Below are 18060 nucleotides of genomic sequence, written 5' to 3'. Positions count from 1 at the left end.
CCAACTAGAGTGAGAGTGAATATATGAGCTTGAATCCTAGAGACGTCGTGATTGTCGACTTCGGTCGTACTCCGATGGGCCGCTCCAAGGGCGGCATGCACCGCAACACCCGCGCCGAAGACATGTCGGCGCACCTGATCAGTAAACTGCTGGAACGCAACGTCAAGGTTGATCCGAGCGAAGTCGAAGACGTGATCTGGGGTTGCGTGAACCAGACCCTGGAGCAGGGCTGGAACATCGCCCGCATGGCGTCCCTGATGACTCAGATCCCGCACACTGCGGCCGGCCAGACCGTCAGTCGTCTGTGTGGTTCGTCGATGAGCGCTTTGCACACTGCTGCGCAAGCGATCATGACCGGCAACGGTGACGTATTCGTGGTTGGCGGCGTCGAGCATATGGGTCACGTCAGCATGATGCACGGTGTCGATCCGAACCCGCACATGTCCCTGTACGCGGCGAAAGCCTCGGGCATGATGGGTTTGACCGCTGAAATGCTGGGTAAAATGCACGGCATTACTCGCGAACAACAGGACGCTTTCGGCGTGCGCTCCCACCAGCTCGCTCACAAGGCGACACTGGAAGGCAAGTTCAAAGACGAAATCATCCCGATGCAGGGCTATGACGAGAACGGTTTCCTGAAACTGTTCGACTACGACGAAACCATTCGTCCGGAAACCACCCTGGAAAGCCTGGCGGCTCTGAAGCCAGCGTTCAACCCTAAGGGCGGCACCGTGACAGCCGGTACTTCGTCGCAAATCACCGATGGTGCTTCGTGCATGATCGTGATGTCGGCGCAGCGTGCACAGGACCTGGGCATTCAGCCTATGGCGGTGATTCGTTCGATGGCGGTGGCAGGTGTAGACCCGGCAATCATGGGCTATGGTCCAGTACCGGCCACACAAAAAGCACTGAAACGCGCGGGTCTTGGCATTAACGATATCGACTTCTTCGAGCTCAACGAAGCTTTCGCCGCACAGGCCCTGCCAGTGCTGAAAGATTTGAAAGTGCTCGACAAGATGAACGAGAAGGTTAACCTGCACGGCGGCGCGATCGCCCTGGGTCACCCATTTGGTTGCTCTGGTGCGCGTATCTCCGGCACTCTGTTGAACGTGATGAAGCAAAATGGCGGCACCTTCGGGGTAGCCACCATGTGCATTGGTCTCGGCCAAGGCATCTCCACCGTCTTCGAACGCGTTTAAGCGTTTCGTTGAAGGAAGCCGGGGCCAAGTGCCCCGGTTTTTGTTTTTCTGAATTTATTTTTTGTTTTTATTTTGAAAAGATTTGAGCGAGGGCCAAACCATGCCGATACAACCTGGGCTCTACCAACATTACAAAGGTCCGCAGTACCGCGTATTCAGTATTGCGCGGCATTCTGAAACCGAAGAGGAAGTGGTCTTCTACCAAGCCCTGTATGGCGATTACGGCTTTTGGGTGCGTCCCTTGAGCATGTTCCTGGAGTCGGTCGAGGTTGACGGCGAAAAGGTGCCACGCTTTGCTTTGGTGCAAGCCGAACCAAGCCTTTTTTCCAAGCCATAAGCTGAGTGCGCGCAATACCCTGCGCTTGACCTCACCTTGTAGCCACTATATATAGCGGTGCCGCGTCAGGCGCCAACCGCCTTTCACTTCTAGAATTCAGGAATTTTCTGATCCATGGGCAAATCGCTGGTCATTGTGGAATCCCCGGCTAAGGCCAAGACCATCAACAAGTATCTGGGTAACCAATACGTGGTGAAGTCGAGTATCGGCCATATCCGAGACCTGCCCACCAGCGGTTCGGCTAGCGCCAGCAAGGAGCCAGCCGCCAAGCGCGGCAAGGCCGCCGCGGGTGAAGGTCCGGTGCTCACGCCGAAAGAAAAGGCGCGCAAGCAGCTGGTCTCTCGCATGGGGGTCGATCCCGATCATGGCTGGAAAGCCAAGTACGAGATCCTCCCAGGCAAGGAAAAGGTCATCGAAGAGCTGCGCCGGCTCGCCAAAGATGCTGACACCATCTATCTCGCAACCGACTTGGATCGCGAGGGGGAAGCCATTGCCTGGCACCTGCGCGAAGCCATCGGTGGTGATGACAGCCGCTACAAGCGCGTGGTGTTCAACGAAATCACCAAGAAAGCGATCCAGGAAGCCTTCTCCAAACCGGGCGAGCTGGACATTGATCGTGTAAACGCCCAACAAGCGCGTCGCTTCCTCGACCGCGTGGTGGGTTACATGGTTTCGCCACTGCTGTGGGCCAAAGTGGCTCGTGGTCTGTCCGCCGGTCGCGTGCAGTCTGTAGCCGTGAAGCTGGTGGTTGAGCGTGAGCGTGAAATCCGCGCGTTCAACCCGGAAGAGTACTGGGAAGTTCACGCCGACCTCGGCACCGCCAAGGGCGCAACCGTGCGCTTCGATGTGGCTCGCGAGAAAGGCGAAGCCTTCAAGCCGCTTAACGAAGCCCAGGCCATGGCCGCGCTGGAGAAACTCAAGGCTTCCAGCTACAGCATCGTCAAGCGCGAAGACAAACCGACCAGCAGCAAGCCGTCGGCACCGTTCATCACGTCCACCCTGCAACAGGCCGCCAGTAACCGCCTGGGCTTCGGCGTGAAGAAAACCATGATGATGGCCCAGCGTCTGTACGAAGCTGGCTACATCACTTACATGCGTACCGACTCCACCAACCTCTCGGCCGATGCCGTGACGATGGCGCGTACTTATATTGAAGGCGAGTTCGGCAAGAAGTACCTGCCGGAAAACCCGAACGTCTACAGCAGCAAGGAAGGCGCACAAGAGGCTCACGAAGCGATTCGTCCGTCCGACGCCAACACCGAACCAAGCAAGCTGTCGGGCATGGAGCGCGATGCTGAGCGGCTCTACGAGCTGATCTGGCGCCAATTCCTCGCTTGCCAGATGCTGCCGGCCCAATACCTGTCGACCACTGTCACCGTCGGTGCCGGTGATTTCGAGTTGCGCGCCAAGGGCCGCATCCTGAAGTTCGACGGTTACACCCGCGTCATGCCGCAAATTGCCAAGCCTGGCGATGATGACGTGCTGCCGGACATGGCTCAGGGCGACGCGATGAAGCTGATCAAGCTTGATCCGACCCAGCACTTCACCAAGCCGCCAGCGCGTTACTCGGAAGCGAGTCTGGTTAAAGAAATGGAAAAACGCGGCATCGGTCGTCCTTCGACCTACGCAGCGATCATTTCGACCATCCAGGATCGTGGCTACGTAGCGCTGCACAATCGTCGTTTCTACTCGGAAAAGATGGGCGACATCGTTACCGAGCGTCTGGCCGAGAGCTTCTCCAATCTCATGGACTACGGTTTCACCGCCGGCATGGAAGAGAACCTCGATGACGTGGCTCAGGGTGAGCGCGACTGGAAGAACGTGCTCGACGAGTTCTACGGCGATTTCAAGAAGAAACTTGAAGTAGCCGAAAGCGCCGAAGGCGGCATGCGCGCCAACCAACCGGTGATGACTGACATTCCGTGTGTGCTATGCGGTCGTCCGATGCAGATTCGTACCGCATCGACCGGCGTGTTCCTCGGCTGCTCGGGCTACAGTCTGCCGCCGAAAGAGCGCTGCAAGGCCACCGTCAACCTGGTGCCGGGCGACGAAATCGCGGCGGACGACGAGGGTGAATCGGAATCGCTGGTGCTGCGTGGCAAGCACCGCTGCCCGATTTGCAGTACGGCGATGGACGCTTACCTGCTGGATGAGAAGCGCAAGCTGCACATCTGCGGTAACAACCCGGATTGCTCTGGCTACGAAATCGAAGAGGGCACTTATCGCATCAAAGGCTACGAAGGTCCGAGCTTGGAATGCGACAAGTGCGGCAGCGAGATGCAGCTCAAGACTGGCCGTTTCGGCAAGTTCTTCGGTTGTACCAATGCGACGTGCAAGAACACCCGCAAATTGCTGAAAAGCGGTGATGCAGCACCGCCGAAGATGGATCCGGTGAAGATGCCTGAGCTGAAATGCGAAAAGGTCAACGACACCTATATCCTGCGCGACGGTGCTTCCGGCCTGTTCCTGGCGGCCAGTCAATTCCCGAAAAACCGCGAGACGCGTGCTCCGCTGGTCATGGAAATTGTGCCGCACAAGGATGAGATCGATCCGAAGTACCACTTCCTCTGCGAAGCACCGAAGAAAGATCCGGACGGCCTGCCTGCTGTGATCCGCTACAGCCGTAAAACCAAAGAGCAGTACGTACAGACTGAAGTCGACGGTAAGCCGACTGGCTGGAAGGCGTACTACGACGGCGGCAAGTGGACGGTTGAAGACAAGCGCCCGGCGAAGACCGCTAAGGCTTGACAGGTGCTGTACTGAAAAGGCCGCATGACAACCCTCGGGTTTTCATGCGGCCTTTTTGTTTTGTGCTTGCGGTGAACTCGGGTGATCCACGACACTGTCTGACCTGCGTGAAGCAATTCTTTCGTTGTGGAGGCTGCCGTCATGGCCCACGAACTCTATACCCGTACCAACCAGAAGATCTACTTCGCCGGCCTTTCGCTGGAAGCGCTCGCCAGAGCCGAAGAGGGGCGGGCGATGAACTCCCTGGCGCTGATCCAGGCCGGACGCGAGTCGGCCTTGTTTCACCTGTACGGTGCGTTGCTGGGGCTATGCCATGAAATCGCCGGTTTCTATCGCCTGCCTCAAGCCAATGCGCCTCGGGCAGAGCTGCTGCTGACGCGTGAAGTGCTTGAAACCATCGCGATTCCGGAAATGGCCGAGATGGTCGAGTTGGCCAATAATTCGGAAACCTGGCTGGCCAAACTGCTGGCAGCCCATGCGGCACTGTTTCAGCCGCCACGGGCGCCGCACAAGCCTAAGGGTGACGTGACGCAGCCGCTGATCCTGGCCGTTAACCTGGATGAAGAAGAGGCTCCACAAGAGCTGAGCCGGGAAGAGCTGGAGAGCTGGCGTCAGAATCTCAAGGGGCTGGCGATTCGGTTTCGCGAAGGTCTGAACGAGTGCTGAGCACATAATCGCATCGGACACTGCGTTACGTCGGTCTCTTCAGGGATGAAGCATGTCTTCCATTTTGCACAACAAAAAACTGCGTCAGTTATTTGAACAGTCGGACGCCCGTGTCGAAGCGGCGACCAGTACCGCCGATCTGCTCGAGGTGATAAAGCAGCTCAGGGCTTTTGGTGGACCGCTGGAGTTCGATAACGCTACACCCAGACTGTTCCGTAATATCGGTTTGGGATTGATCGCCGCCACCCTTCTTTTCGTACCTTTTATCGTGCTGGGCATCGCTTTTCTATTGGGTGGCTGGCTTGTCATGGATCACAGGTCCGGTGTGATCGACGCACTCTCCAGGAAAATCACTCATAAATCTTCATTGCTCACCCATGGGTTGAGGGAGTCGTTCAACCCGGATGTGAAAGTGCTGGAGAGTCTGGGCGGGGAGTTCAAGGACTTCCATCGAGGCTCCTACAGCCGACAGATTTTGAAATCGGTTCAAGGTACCTACTTTGGCGCGGTTCATGAGTTGCCCTTCACTTACCAGCACTTACAGTACGTTGATCGCGAAACTTACAAGACCACCGTGCCAGACGGGGCAGGCGGTACCAAGGTTGAAACCAAAACGGTTGACCGCGAGTTCGCACGGCACAGCCTGGTACTGGATTTTCCGTGGGTCGAGAATGTGGTCGTGCGCGGCGACAGGCATTGGGGGTTGGATCTTGAGGAGACTCTGGATACAGCATCCAGTGAATTCAATAGCACGTTTCACCTGACAGGCAGTACCCAGATGGCCTGTGCTGTTTTTGCCAAGCCCGCGACGGTGCTGCACCTGCTGCAGCTTCATCAGCAATTGAGCGACATCAATCTGGAGTTCTCGGAACATGGGCGGCTGTGCCTGAGTTTCAGCGATGCTGGATTGCTTGCGCCAAGCGCATCCGAGGGGCTTAAAAATCTGCAGGCCTTTGAGCAGCTCGTCGAGACGGGTATTCGTTTGCCTCGTCTGGACCTCCTGCTGTCGTGGGTCCACCGACTGGCCGAATTGCATGACGATAACTTCGCGCTTTCCCCGAAACCTTTAAAAAACATGGAGTATTAGACGATGGGGTTGTTATTGATTATCGCGGCGGTAGTCGGGATTACCTTCTGGACCTGTTACAACCGAATCATTGGGCGACATAACCGCGTTCAGCGCGCCTGGGCCGATGTCCTGGTTTATGAGCGGCAGAAAACCAGGGTGCTCGATTTGCTTGAGCAGCAGGTTGCGGGTTTCAAGGAGTACGAAAGTGCACTGCTGGAAAAGATCACGGGTCTGCGCTCGGCCATCGGCAAGCTGCCACAAGAGGCGAACGGGGACGCTCTACAGCCGGTGCAAAAGGGAACACGGGAATTGCTGGCGGGATTGACTGTGGCATTTGAAGCTTATCCAGAGCTCAAGGCCAATGAGTTGGTTAACAACTTCATGCGGGAAATCACTGAGCAGCAAGAAAACATCGGTGCGGCCATTACCATCTTCAATGGCGCGGTAGAGGTGTTCAATAACTCGATCCAAATGTTTCCTAACTCCTTTGTTAATGGCTGTCTCAACAAAAAATCGGTAATCATTCCATTTTCCGACTCCCAGGCTTCCGCAGCATTTGAGTACAAGCCGAATTTTTAAAGGGGCAGGACAATAGGCTCGGTCGGACTGGAATGCTCGCAAAAAGGTTTTTTTAACGGCCGGTTGATTACCGTTCCTCAAGATCCCGAGCGAAGCCTGGCCGATGCCTATATAATCCCCGCCTTTCGTGGAGAACAGACCTTTATGCCAACGTCCTTTCTAGAAATCGTCGAGTTACCAGACGGCCGTATTGAGCTGCGCAGGGCTGAGGACGAGGGTTCTCTGGTTACTTTGGATTTCTCCGAGGATGCCAAAGCGTTCCTGCAGGGCCAGCACGTGGAAGTCGCCAAGGCGATGTTGAGCGTCGGCGTTCAGATGGCCGGACGCTTGGTTGAAGGTGATTTCAATACGGACGAGGGGACTCGGGTTCTTCATTGATCCCTCCCGTCGGTTTTTTACTGATATCGCTACAGGTCGGCTTCTCTATCCTTGGAGAAGCCCCGCGCTGTTCAATGCGCGCTTTGTTTGTCAGTTAACCCAATCGAATATTCAGGCTTTGTGCGTCCCCGATCCGGGCGGCGCTGATCAACTGTTGCCGTGAAGTTGTGCTCAATGGGTTGAGCCAACTGACTACCGTGTGGCTGCGGCCCAGGCGCAAGGCCTCGCAGGTCAACTGCTGAGCGCTCTGAGTGCCACGCGGTTGCAGCAGCAGGATGCGTTCGCGGTTAAGGCCGGCGTCCCGCAACCAGGTCTGGGTCAGGCTGGCGGGCGGAGCTATCAGTGTCAGCCAGCGCGCGTCCTGGTCCTGACTCAGTTCCCTGAGAATCGGCGCAAGAAGGTTCAGGCAGTTCCCGGCTGCACCACGCAGCGACAGCTCACTGAAGACTTCGGGCTCGGCGCTCCAGGGTGACTCGACCACGTCTTTCAGGATCGGCGCCAATGGCTGCACCATGAAAGCCTCGAACAACGGCAGTTGGGCTTGCTGTGATGTGTGTGGGAACTGCATAAAGCCTCCTTTAGCGGCGAATGACGCCGACACTCAAGCCTTCGATCACCAGTTCCTGATCTTTCAGGTTCACTTCGATAGGGGCGAATTCAGGGTTTTCGGCAATCAACCAGACCTTGCTGCCATCGCGCTTGAAACGCTTTACGGTCACTTCATCGCCGATCCGCGCTACCACGATCTGGCCGTTGCGGGCTTCGCGGGTGGTGTGCACGGCCAGCAGGTCACCGTCGAAAATGCCCACATCCTTCATGCTCATGCCATGAACCCGAAGTAGATAGTCGGCGCGAGGATGGAAAAACGACGGGTTGATGTTGCAGGACTCTTCGATGTGCTGCTGGGCAAGGATCGGAGCACCGGCAGCCACTCGGCCAATGATCGGCAGGGTGGACTCGTCGGCCTTGGCTTCGAAGCCGGGGATGCGAATACCACGGGAAGCACCGGGCGTCATCTCGATCGCGCCCTTGCGGGCCAGCGCCTTGAGGTGTTCTTCTGCCGCATTGGGCGACTTGAAACCCAGCTCCTGAGCGATTTCCGCGCGGGTGGGCGGGTAGCCGTTGTCTTCGAGGCAGCGTTTGATGAAGGCCAGAATCTCTGCTTGGCGTGGCGTCAGCTTTAGCATATTGATCGCTCTGTCTTTTTATACAGTGACTGGGATTATATACAGTGAAACGGTCTTGGCAATGCTCCTTTTTTTGCCGACCGCCAGACGGTCGATGAGCCTGCTGATTCACGCTTGAGAGTTGTATGGTTAAATAGGTGACCGACCATTCCCAAAGCGGACCGTCAGGCTTGACAAGGCCTGGGCTGAAACGTATGTTTCAAACAAGTGTTTGTCAGGCGGAGTAGCCATGGCCCAGTCGGAAACCGTTGAACGCATTCTTGATGCTGCCGAGCAATTGTTCGCGGAAAAAGGTTTTGCTGAAACCTCATTGCGTCTGATCACCAGCAAGGCCGGTGTCAATCTGGCGGCGGTGAACTATCACTTCGGTTCGAAGAAGGCGCTGATCCAGGCAGTTTTCTCGCGCTTTCTCGGGCCGTTCTGCTTAAGCCTTGATAAAGAGCTGGAGCGGCGTCAGGCCAAGCCGGATAACAAGCCGACGCTTGAAGAGTTGCTAGAAATCCTTGTCGAGCAAGCCTTGGTGGTGCAACCACGCAGCGGCAACGATCTGTCGATTTTCATGCGCTTGCTGGGTCTGGCTTTCAGTCAGAGCCAAGGGCACTTGCGACGTTATCTGGAAGACATGTACGGCAAGGTATTCCGCCGCTACATGATGTTGGTCAATGAAGCTGCACCGCGTATTCCGCCGATTGAGCTGTTCTGGCGTGTGCACTTCATGCTCGGCGCCGCCGCGTTCAGCATGTCCGGTATCAAAGCCTTGCGCGCAATTGCCGAGACCGACTTCGGCGTCAACACCTCCATTGAGCAAGTCATGCGTCTGATGGTGCCGTTCCTGGCGGCGGGCATGCGCGCCGAAACCGGTGTGACCGACGCGGCCATGGCCACCGCGCAGTTGCGTCCGCGCAGCAAATCAACCCCGGTTGCCGCCAAGGTTTAACCGCGCACGGGTGGGCGCGGCAGCTGACATCCGCTAAGCTAGCCGCCCATGCCGACTCTCGTTCTGAACCCGCTCCCCGTTTGTATCGCCGACCTGCCGGGCATTGCCCATGGCGGCGATTGCGTGCGAGCCGGGTTTATCGTTATCAAGGAATCTCTATGACTGCTGGCCTGCAAGGCTCGTTGATGGTGGACGTCGCCGGTACCTGGCTGACGGCTGAAGATCGCCAATTGTTGCGCCAGCCCGAAGTGGGCGGCCTGATCATTTTCGCCCGCAACATCGAACACCCGCGTCAGGTGCGCGAGTTGAGCGCCGCAATCCGCGCCATTCGCCCCGATCTGCTGCTGGCAGTCGATCAGGAGGGCGGCCGGGTTCAGCGCTTGCGTCAGGGCTTCGTACGACTGCCAGCCATGCGCGCCATCGCTGACAACCCGAATGCCGAGTACCTCGCCGAGCAGTGCGGCTGGATCATGGCGACTGAAGTGCTGGCTGTCGGCCTCGATCTGAGTTTCGCTCCGGTGCTGGACCTCGACTTCCAGCGCAGCGCCGTGGTCGGCACCCGTTCATTTGAAGGTGATCCCGAGCGTGCAGCGTTGCTGGCGGGAGCCTTCATTCGCGGCATGAACAGCGCCGGCATGGCCGCCACTGGCAAGCACTTTCCCGGTCATGGCTGGGCCGAGGCCGACTCCCACGTCGCAATCCCTGTTGATGAGCGCAGTCTCGACGAAATCCGCGCCAATGACCTGGTGCCGTTCACCCGACTGAGCAAGCAATTGGCTGCGGTCATGCCGGCCCACGTTATCTATCCGCAAGTCGATTCCCAACCTGCCGGCTTCTCCCGCCGCTGGTTGCAGGACATCCTGCGTGGCGAGCTGCAATTTGACGGCGTGATCTTCAGCGATGACCTGTCCATGGCTGGCGCCCACGTGGTCGGCGATGCGGCCAGCCGTATCGAAGCAGCGCTGACGGCCGGTTGCGACATGGGCCTGGTGTGCAACGATCGCGCGGCCGCTGAATTGGCCCTGAGCGCCGCCCAGCGTCTGAAGGTCAAGCCGTCCGAGCGTATTGCGCGGATGCGCGGCCAGTCGTACGCCAGCACTGAATACCGTCAAGACCCGCGCTGGCTGGCAGCCGTCGGCGCGCTCAAAGAAGCTCAACTGATTGATTGAGGACTGTTCGTTATGACGGTTTACGCGATTATCGGTGGAACCGGCCTGACTCAACTCGAAGGCCTGAGTATTCGTCAGTCACTGGCGGTGGACACGCCGTACGGCGCGCCTTCGGCTGAAGTGCAGATTGGCGAGTACGCCGGCAAGGAAGTGCTGTTTCTTGCGCGTCACGGTCATCCTCACCGTTTTCCGCCGCATCAGGTGAACTACCGCGCCAACCTCTGGGCGCTGAAACAGGCTGGCGCCGAAGCGATTCTCGCGGTTAACGCCGTGGGTGGGATTCATTCCTCGATGGGGACTGGACATTTGTGCGTGCCGCATCAGCTGATCGACTACACCAGTGGTCGCGAACACACCTATTTCGCCGATGATCTGCAGCAGGTCACACACATCGACTTCAGCTATCCCTACAGCGAGCCACTGCGTCAGCAGTTGATCGCGGCGCTGGCGGCCGAAGGTGTCGACTACAGCAGCCAAGGCGTGTACGCCTGCACTCAAGGACCACGTCTGGAAACTGCCGCTGAAATCGCCAGACTGGAGCGCGATGGATGCGACATCGTGGGTATGACCGGGATGCCGGAAGCGGCATTGGCTCGCGAGCTGGAACTGGATTACGCCTGTCTGGCGCTGGTAGTAAACCCGGCAGCGGGCAAGTCGACGGCAGTGATTACCATGGCCGAGATCGAGCAAGCGCTGCATGACGGAATGGGTAAGGTGAAATCGACGTTGGCTCGGGTGCTTAAAGGCTGAGCAGTTATCACACCGAGTTGACCCCATCGCGAGCAAGCTCACTCCCACAGGGGTATCGCTGTACCTGTGGGGGCGAGCTTGCTCCGGGCGGCGTTCCGACGATGACGATTTGAAAAATCACCGCTATTTTTCGAACTTGTCCGGCAGCGGCGCAAACAACGCTTCAATATCATCACTCTGCAACTTCCAGTCCCCGGTCTTGCGTCCATCCAGCACGCCAGCCGCCAAGTCGGATTTTTCCTTCTGCAGATGCTGAATCTTCTCTTCCACGGTGCCCCTGGCAATCATCTTGTAGACGAACACCGGCTTTTCCTGACCGATGCGATACGCCCGGTCAGTCGCCTGATTTTCCGTCGCCGGATTCCACCACGGATCATAGTGAATCACCGTGTCGGCTTCGGTCAGGTTCAGGCCGACGCCACCCGCCTTCAGGCTGATCAGAAAGATCTGACGCTTGCCGCTCTGGAAGTCTTTGACCGGGGCACGCCGGTCGCGGGTCTGCCCGGTCAGCAACGCATAATCGACTCCGCGTTTTTTCAGCTCATCTTCAATCAGCGACAGCATTGAGGTGAACTGCGAGAACAGCAGAATCCGCCGACCTTCATCGAACAATTCCTCAAGCATTTCCATCAGGCTGTCGAGCTTGCCCGACGTGCTGCCGCGAGTGGGCAGGGTGGCATCGTTGACCAGGCGCAAATCGCAGCACACCTGACGCAGCTTCAGTAGCGCCTCAAGAATGATGATCTGGCTACGCGCCACGCCCTTGCGGGTGATCTCGTCGCGGACTTTCTTGTCCATCGCCAGGCGCATGGTTTCGTACACGTCGCGCTGGGCTTCGTTGAGCTCGACCCAATGGATGATTTCGGTTTTCGGCGGCAACTCGGTCGCCACTTGTTCCTTGGTTCGACGCAGCAGGAACGGTTTTATCCGGCCGTTGAGGTGCTGAAGTCGCACTTCGCTGGCGCGCTTTTCGATCGGCACGCGGTAATCGCGATTGAAGCTTTTCACGTCACCCAGCCAGCCGGGCAGCAGGAAATGAAACAGCGACCACAGCTCGCCCAAGTGGTTTTCCAACGGCGTGCCGCTCAGGCACAGGCGCTGGCGGGCATTCAACTCGCGGGCAGCTTGGGCGGCCTTGCTATTGGGGTTCTTGATGTATTGCGCCTCGTCCAGAACCAACACGTGCAAAGGCTGCGCGGCGAGACGTTCAACGTCCTTGGGCAGCAGCGCATAGGTGGTCAGGATCAGGTCGTAATCGGCCAGCGTGTCAAAATGCTTTTTGCGACTGGCACCGTACAGCGCCAGCACTTTGAGTTGCGGCGTGAAGTGCGCCGCTTCATCCAGCCAGTTGGGGATCAGGCTGGTGGGCATCACCACCATGCACGGCCGATCGAGGCGTCCGGCGTTCTTCTCACTGAGAATGTGCGCCAGGGTCTGTAGGGTTTTACCCAGACCCATGTCGTCCGCGAGTATCCCGCCGACTTCCAGTTGCCGCAACGACTGCATCCAGCTCAAGCCTTCCAGCTGATAGGGGCGCAAGGTCGCGTTCAAGCCTTCCGGTGCGGTCGCGGTGAAGTCCTTGATGTCCCGCAGCCGCTGGGCAAAGGTGCGAATTTGCTCGCCGCCTTCCCAGAGCAGCGGCAGGTCTTCCAGCGGATTCAGTCGCGTGGCATCGGCTTTGCTCAGGCGCAGCGTCGTTTCGCCGGGCCCTTGCAGGTAGAACTCGCCGAGGGTCGCCAACACCGGTTTCAATCGGCCGAAGGGCAGGGCGACCTGCAACGGGCCGTACTCGGAGTTCGGGCGATTGGGGATGTTCACCAGGATCAACTCGTCATCGCGACGTCGGGCCAGTCGTTCCGGGTTGAGGATCTCGGTGTGAGAACGCATCAGGTTCAACAGGATCGGCAGCAGACTCAGCCGCTCGCCGTTGACGATGATTCCCAGCTCCAGATCGAACCAGTCGCGCTCCGGGGCCTGTTCGACGGTGGCGTACCAATCGTCCACGGCAGTCAGGTCGAAACCGAAGTCTTCGTCGATCTGCAACTCCCAGCCTTGGGTGCGCAGCTTCGGCAGTTCATTGAGGGTGAAGGTCAGCCAGGCGCTGTCGTTGACCATCTCGAAAAGTTCGCCGGCACTTTCCGGCAAGGCCTTGCTTTGCCGGGTGGCAATTTTGAAGCCGAGTATTCGCAATTGCTCCCTGTAGGTCTGTTCGACTTCCGGGTGACGTTTTATCCGAAGTGTCTGGGTTTCCTGACGAATCAGAATGTCGGCGTTCTTCTGCCCGGAAACGTATTCATCCAGATAGCTGAAAGACAACGCAGCGCGATGCTGAATATAACGCTGCATCTTTCCATTGCGCGGTTCGAAGGCGCTGAACTCGATGCTCGCCAGCCACAAGCGCGGCACCGGTTGCACGTTATCCACCAGCACTTGCGGTGGCGCCTTAGGGCTTCGGTTTTCCAGTACGGCTTGAAGTTTCTCGAGTAGCTCAGCGTCTTGCGCAGCGGCGGGGTAGGCCAGGGTTTCCTGCACTTTCAGCAGTACCGCCGCGCAATGCTTGCAGTTGCTGTGGACCGGGCAGGTGCAGGTGGCATCGATCATCAACAACGTGGCTTTGGCTGACTCGCGCAGGCGAATGGTCTGACGGTAAACGTTACCGCCAGAGCCCTCGCAGGCGGCAATGATCGTGGCGTCGCCGGCCTCGACGATCCTGACGCGGTTCTCCAAAGCGTAGCGACGGCCACGCTCCAGGCTCTGTTCCTTGAATCGGCTGACCCAGGAAGGTGCCAGGGGTTTGCTCAGGGTCGCTGACATAAGGACTCAATCAGTCCGGAATTTCATCGGGGACTGGCCGAGGCGCAGGGGCAGTCAGCGAGGTGATCTTGATCAGCAGGCCGAGGTGGCCATTGTCGAGGAAGTTCAGCTGGCCGTTCTTGGTGTGGCTTTCCTGCTTCATACGTTCGCTGGCGGTGACCATGCCGTTGGCGTCGATCTGGTTGACCCAGAAGTCTGCATCCACATCGGTGAACCGTCCCAGTTTCATGCTCAGCGTGCCCTCGATCGGGAACTGGCCGAACTGTTCTTTGCCATCGCTGATCGCAACTTTGCTGGCTTCTTCGCCAAGGTTCTGTTGCCAGGCCTTGTGCAGCAACACCGTGTATTCATTGCTGGCGGTGAGTTTTTCCACTTCACCATTGAGGCTCGGTGTGCGCAGGCTGTCGGGGCTGATGGGTTGAGCACCGGCCGCCCAGTCTTCCGGCGCGGCGCGGCTGACGATGGCGGGCACGGCGTTTTGGCGGACCAGAATCATTTCAATCTGATACAAGTCATCGGCAAATGCCGTCGGGGTGACCAGTGCTGTTATTAACATTGGCAACAAGGTCAGAAAGCGAAACAGGCGCATGCGGCGTCCTTCAAGCAGTTTTCGGAATGAGGTGCTCAAACAGCGCCTCTACAGTATTAAAGCGCTCTTCCGGGCGCTCCATCGGCACCTGGAATTTAAACATCGTGGCGCCTTCAAATTTGTAGCGTTTGGGCTGGCTCTGGATCAGCTTGATCAGCGTCAGCGGGTCGACCGGGGTCTGCGTCGCGAACTCGATTCGGCCACCTTGCGGGCCGCCGTCGACTTTCTTGATGCCCAGTAGTTCGGCCTGCAATTTCAGCGCGGTAATGCGCATCAGGTTCTTGGTCGGTTCCGGCAACAGCCCGAAACGATCGATCATCTCCACCTGCAAGTCCTTGAGGCCTTCCTCGTCGGTGGCCGAGGCAATGCGTTTGTAGAGAATCAGTCGGGCATGCACGTCCGGCAGATAGTCCTCGGGAATCAACGCTGGTACTCGCAGATTGACTTCCGGACCACCGCCGAGCGGTTGATCGAGGTTCGGTTGTTCGCCCTTGCGGATCGACTTCACCGCGCGCTCGAGCATTTCCATGTACAGCGTGAAACCGACGGCCTGGATCTGTCCACTCTGCCCGTCGCCGAGCAATTCGCCGGCGCCACGGATTTCCAGGTCGTTGGTGGCAAGCACGAAGCCCGCGCCGAGGTCCTGTGTATTGGCGATCGCTTCCAGACGCTTTTCGGCGTCAGGCGTGATTTGCTGGCGCGGCGGCGTCAGCAAATAAGCGTAAGCCTGGTGGTGACTGCGTCCGACCCGGCCGCGCAACTGGTGCAGCTGCGCCAGGCCGAACTTGTCGGCACGCTCGATGATGATGGTGTTGGCGCTCGGCACGTCAATGCCGGTCTCGATGATGGTCGAGGCGATCAGCACGTTGAAGCGCTTGTGGTAGAAGTCGCTCATCACTTGTTCGAGATCGCGTTCGCGCATCTGACCGTGGCCGATGCCGATCCGTGCTTCCGGCACCAGTTCAGCGAGGTCGGCGGCGCATTTCTCGATGGTCTTCACGTCGTTGTGCAGGTAATAGACCTGACCACCACGCAACAGCTCACGGAGCAAGGCCTCTTTGACCGTGCTCTTGTTCTGCTCCATGACGAAAGTCCGTACCGACAGGCGACGCGCCGGCGGCGTGGCGATGATCGACAGGTCGCGCATGCCCGACACCGCCATGTTCAGCGTGCGCGGAATCGGCGTGGCGGTCAGGGTGAGGATGTCGACTTCACTGCGCAAGGCCTTGAGCTGTTCCTTCTGACGGACACCGAAACGGTGCTCTTCGTCGATGATCACCAGCCCCAGGTTTTTGATTTTTACATCGTCGGACAGCAACTTGTGCGTGCCGATGACGATGTCGATCTTGCCTTCGGCCAGATCCGCAACCGCGGCGTTTACTTCTTTGGTCGATTTGAAGCGGCTCATCACTTCCACGCTCACCGGCCAGTCGGCGAAGCGGTCGCGGAAGCTGTTGTAATGCTGCTGGGCGAGCAGGGTGGTCGGCACCAGAATCGCCACTTGGCGACCGCCATGCACCGCGATGAACGCTGCGCGCATCGCCACTTCGGTCTTGCCGAAACCGACGTCGCCGCAGACCAGTCGGTCCATCGGTTTCGGCGCGAGCATATCGGTGCGCACGGCATCGATGGTGGTTTGCTGGTCCGGGGTTTCTTCGAACGGGAAGCCGGCGCTGAAGGTTGCGTAATCGGCTTTCGGGTCGGCGAATGCATAACCTTCGCGAGCGGCGCGACGGGCATAGATGTCGAGCAACTCGGCGGCCACATCGCGTACTTGTTCGGCAGCTTTGCGTTTGGCTTTCTGCCAGGTCTCGGAGCCCAGGCGGTGCAGCGGGGCCAGGGCATCGTCGCTGCCGGTGTAACGGGCGATCAGATGCAAGTTGGCCACCGGCACGTAAAGCTTGGCGTTTTCGGCGTATTCGAGGGTCAGGAATTCGGCAGCCTGACTATCGATTTCCAGAATCGTCAGCCCGAGATAGCGACCGACACCGTGATCGATGTGCACCACCGGTGCGCCTTCGCGCAGCTCGGTAAGGTTTTTGATCACGGCATCGTTGTTGGCGTCGGCGCGTTTCTCGCGGCGACGGCGCTGCATCACGCGCTGACCGAACAGCGGGCTTTCGGCGACCAGTGCCAGGGCCGGGTCATCAAGCACCAGGCCTTCGTCGAGCGGCGCGATGGTGATCGCCAGGCGCTCCTTGCTCGCGACAAAGTCTGGCCAGCTGTCGACGGTTTTTGGGCGCAGCTTCAAGCGTTCCAGCAATTCCAGTAACACTTCGCGACGGCCCGCCGACTCGGCGGTAAACAGCACGCGACCGGGAAACTCGTCGAGGAAACCGGCCAGCGCCGCCAACGGTTGGGTGGCCTTGGCTTCGATGGCCAGGTTCGGCAGCTCCCGAGCGGGGAAGCGCTCGCGGCCAACGCCGGTCTCCACGTCCTGTTGACTGGCGACCACGCGCGGCCAGTTCTTCAGCCGAGCGAAGCAATCTTCCACTGGCAAGAACAGTTCAGCCGGCGGCAATAAAGGACGGGCCGGATCGACGCGACGCTCTTCGTAACGATTACGCACGTCGTTCCAGAAGTTTTCCGCCGCCTGCTCGATGCCGGGCAGGGAAAACACTTGCGTGTCCTGCGGCAGGTAATCGAACAGCGTGGAAGTTTCGTCGAAGAACAGCGGCAGGTAGTACTCGATACCGGCCGGTGTAATCCCGCTGCTCAAGTCCTGGAAGATCGGGCAGCGACGGAAGTCGACATCGAAGCGCTCACGGAAGCGCGCCTTGAAGCGGGTGACCGCATCCTTTTGCAGCGGAAACTCTCTCGCTGGCAGGAGGCGAACCGTTTCAACCTTGTCGATGGAGCGCTGGTTTTCCGGATCGAAGGTACGAAGGGTCTCGATTTCGTCGTCGAACAGGTCGATGCGAAAAGGCAGTTTGCTGCCCATCGGGAACAGGTCGATCAGGGAGCCGCGGACGGTAAATTCACCGTGCTCGTAGACGGTATCGACGTAGCGATAGCCGCTGGCCTCAAGCCGGGTGCGCATTTGCTCGACATCGAGCTTTTGGCCGATGTCCAGCACCAGGCTGCTGCCGAGCAGGAATTTGGTCGGCGCAAGGCGATGCAGGGCCGTCGTGATCGGCACGACCAGAACGCCATGACTCAGCTCCGGCAATCGATACAACGCCGAGATTCGCTGGGAAATAATGTCCTGGTGCGGCGAAAACAGATCGTAGGGCAGGGTTTCCCAGTCCGGGAAATGCAGCACCGGCAAATCCGGGGCGAAGAAACTCAGCTCCTGTTCCAGCCGTTCGGCACTTTGGCTGTCGGCGGTCAGTAGCAGGGTGAAGCGCTTGGCAGCGCTGGCGGCCTCGGCAATGGCCAGGCTCAGGGCGGCACCGGGCAGGTTGCCCCAGTGCTGTTTACCTGCCGCGGCAGGGAGAAGCGGTAGACGCAGAACGGGCACGGAAGGTTGAGCTCCAAGCGTTGCGACAAAGTCGGTAATTGTAGCGGTCCCGGGTGCCGCCTGTCAGTTGCAGACTGTGTCTATTACGCAGGTTGGGCGAAATGTAGTGGTAAAGACAAAATCGGCCTGTTTTTTAGTAAAAAAGGCTGAATATGTAGTGGCAAAACGGTCTAGTGTT

The 18060-nt window shown here is 58.5% G+C and carries 15 protein-coding genes; 10 read left to right on the top strand and 5 right to left on the bottom strand.

Annotation, left to right across the window (positions count from 1 at the left end; translation table 11 throughout):
- The first annotated feature begins 23 nt into the window (after window positions 1-23).
- The 7 genes from fadA to VD17_RS19785 all read left to right on the top strand — a co-directional run bounded on the left by fadA (window position 24) and on the right by VD17_RS19785 (window position 6976).
- Complete coding sequence (fadA, locus tag VD17_RS19815; RefSeq protein WP_008007076.1) at window positions 24-1199, top strand: acetyl-CoA C-acyltransferase FadA; 1176 nt, start codon at window positions 24-26, stop codon at window positions 1197-1199.
- A gap of 100 nt (window positions 1200-1299) precedes the next feature.
- Window positions 1300-1536 (top strand): DUF1653 domain-containing protein, encoded by a 237-nt coding sequence (locus VD17_RS19810; RefSeq protein ID WP_046055280.1) that lies wholly within the window; start codon window positions 1300-1302, stop codon window positions 1534-1536.
- A 114-nt stretch (window positions 1537-1650) separates the two neighbouring features.
- The gene (gene topA, locus VD17_RS19805) at window positions 1651-4284 is read left to right on the top strand and encodes a type I DNA topoisomerase (protein WP_046047844.1); all 2634 of its coding nucleotides are present in this window, start codon (window positions 1651-1653) and stop codon (window positions 4282-4284) included.
- Between the two features lie 141 nt (window positions 4285-4425).
- Window positions 4426-4950: a DUF6586 family protein gene (locus VD17_RS19800; protein WP_046055279.1), complete on the top strand. Its 525-nt coding sequence runs from the start codon at window positions 4426-4428 to the stop codon at window positions 4948-4950.
- Window positions 4951-5002: 52 nt separating this feature from the next.
- Window positions 5003-6037 (top strand): hypothetical protein, encoded by a 1035-nt coding sequence (locus VD17_RS19795; RefSeq protein ID WP_052962721.1) that lies wholly within the window; start codon window positions 5003-5005, stop codon window positions 6035-6037.
- A gap of 3 nt (window positions 6038-6040) precedes the next feature.
- Window positions 6041-6598, top strand: coding sequence for a LemA family protein (locus VD17_RS19790; RefSeq protein WP_046055278.1), 558 nt, complete (start codon window positions 6041-6043; stop codon window positions 6596-6598).
- Between the two features lie 144 nt (window positions 6599-6742).
- Window positions 6743-6976, top strand: coding sequence for a hypothetical protein (locus tag VD17_RS19785; RefSeq protein ID WP_046055277.1), 234 nt, complete (start codon window positions 6743-6745; stop codon window positions 6974-6976).
- 94 nt (window positions 6977-7070) lie between these two features.
- On the opposite strand, the gene sulA is transcribed toward VD17_RS19785, so the two are convergent.
- Window positions 7071-7544: an SOS-induced cell division inhibitor SulA gene (gene sulA, locus VD17_RS19780; RefSeq protein ID WP_046055276.1), complete on the bottom strand. Its 474-nt coding sequence runs from the start codon at window positions 7542-7544 to the stop codon at window positions 7071-7073.
- 10 nt (window positions 7545-7554) lie between these two features.
- Window positions 7555-8163, bottom strand: a complete 609-nt coding sequence (gene lexA, locus VD17_RS19775) for a transcriptional repressor LexA (RefSeq protein ID WP_007933171.1) — start codon at window positions 8161-8163, stop codon at window positions 7555-7557.
- Window positions 8164-8392: 229 nt separating this feature from the next.
- Between lexA and VD17_RS19770 the strand changes: the two genes are divergently transcribed.
- The 3 genes from VD17_RS19770 to VD17_RS19760 all read left to right on the top strand — a co-directional run bounded on the left by VD17_RS19770 (window position 8393) and on the right by VD17_RS19760 (window position 11019).
- Window positions 8393-9100 (top strand): TetR/AcrR family transcriptional regulator, encoded by a 708-nt coding sequence (locus VD17_RS19770; RefSeq protein WP_046055275.1) that lies wholly within the window; start codon window positions 8393-8395, stop codon window positions 9098-9100.
- 170 nt (window positions 9101-9270) lie between these two features.
- Window positions 9271-10269, top strand: a complete 999-nt coding sequence (nagZ, locus tag VD17_RS19765; RefSeq protein ID WP_185753191.1) for a beta-N-acetylhexosaminidase — start codon at window positions 9271-9273, stop codon at window positions 10267-10269.
- 12 nt (window positions 10270-10281) lie between these two features.
- Complete coding sequence (locus tag VD17_RS19760) at window positions 10282-11019, top strand: S-methyl-5'-thioinosine phosphorylase (protein ID WP_046055273.1); 738 nt, start codon at window positions 10282-10284, stop codon at window positions 11017-11019.
- 123 nt (window positions 11020-11142) lie between these two features.
- Here the strand turns inward: VD17_RS19760 and VD17_RS19755 are convergent, their stop codons facing one another.
- From VD17_RS19755 to mfd, 3 genes are read right to left on the bottom strand one after another with little or no spacing between them, the layout of a single operon-like run.
- On the bottom strand, window positions 11143-13833 hold the full coding sequence (locus VD17_RS19755; protein WP_046055272.1) for a DEAD/DEAH box helicase: 2691 nt from the start codon (window positions 13831-13833) through the stop codon (window positions 11143-11145).
- 10 nt (window positions 13834-13843) lie between these two features.
- Window positions 13844-14422: a CsiV family protein gene (locus VD17_RS19750; RefSeq protein ID WP_046055271.1), complete on the bottom strand. Its 579-nt coding sequence runs from the start codon at window positions 14420-14422 to the stop codon at window positions 13844-13846.
- 10 nt (window positions 14423-14432) lie between these two features.
- Window positions 14433-17882 (bottom strand): transcription-repair coupling factor, encoded by a 3450-nt coding sequence (gene mfd, locus VD17_RS19745; protein ID WP_046055270.1) that lies wholly within the window; start codon window positions 17880-17882, stop codon window positions 14433-14435.
- Window positions 17883-18060: the final 178 nt, after the last annotated feature.

The organism is Pseudomonas fluorescens (genome assembly GCF_000968015.1).
GTDB classification, from domain to species: domain Bacteria; phylum Pseudomonadota; class Gammaproteobacteria; order Pseudomonadales; family Pseudomonadaceae; genus Aquipseudomonas; species Aquipseudomonas fluorescens_W.
This window is presented reverse-complemented; position numbering and strand designations above follow the sequence as displayed.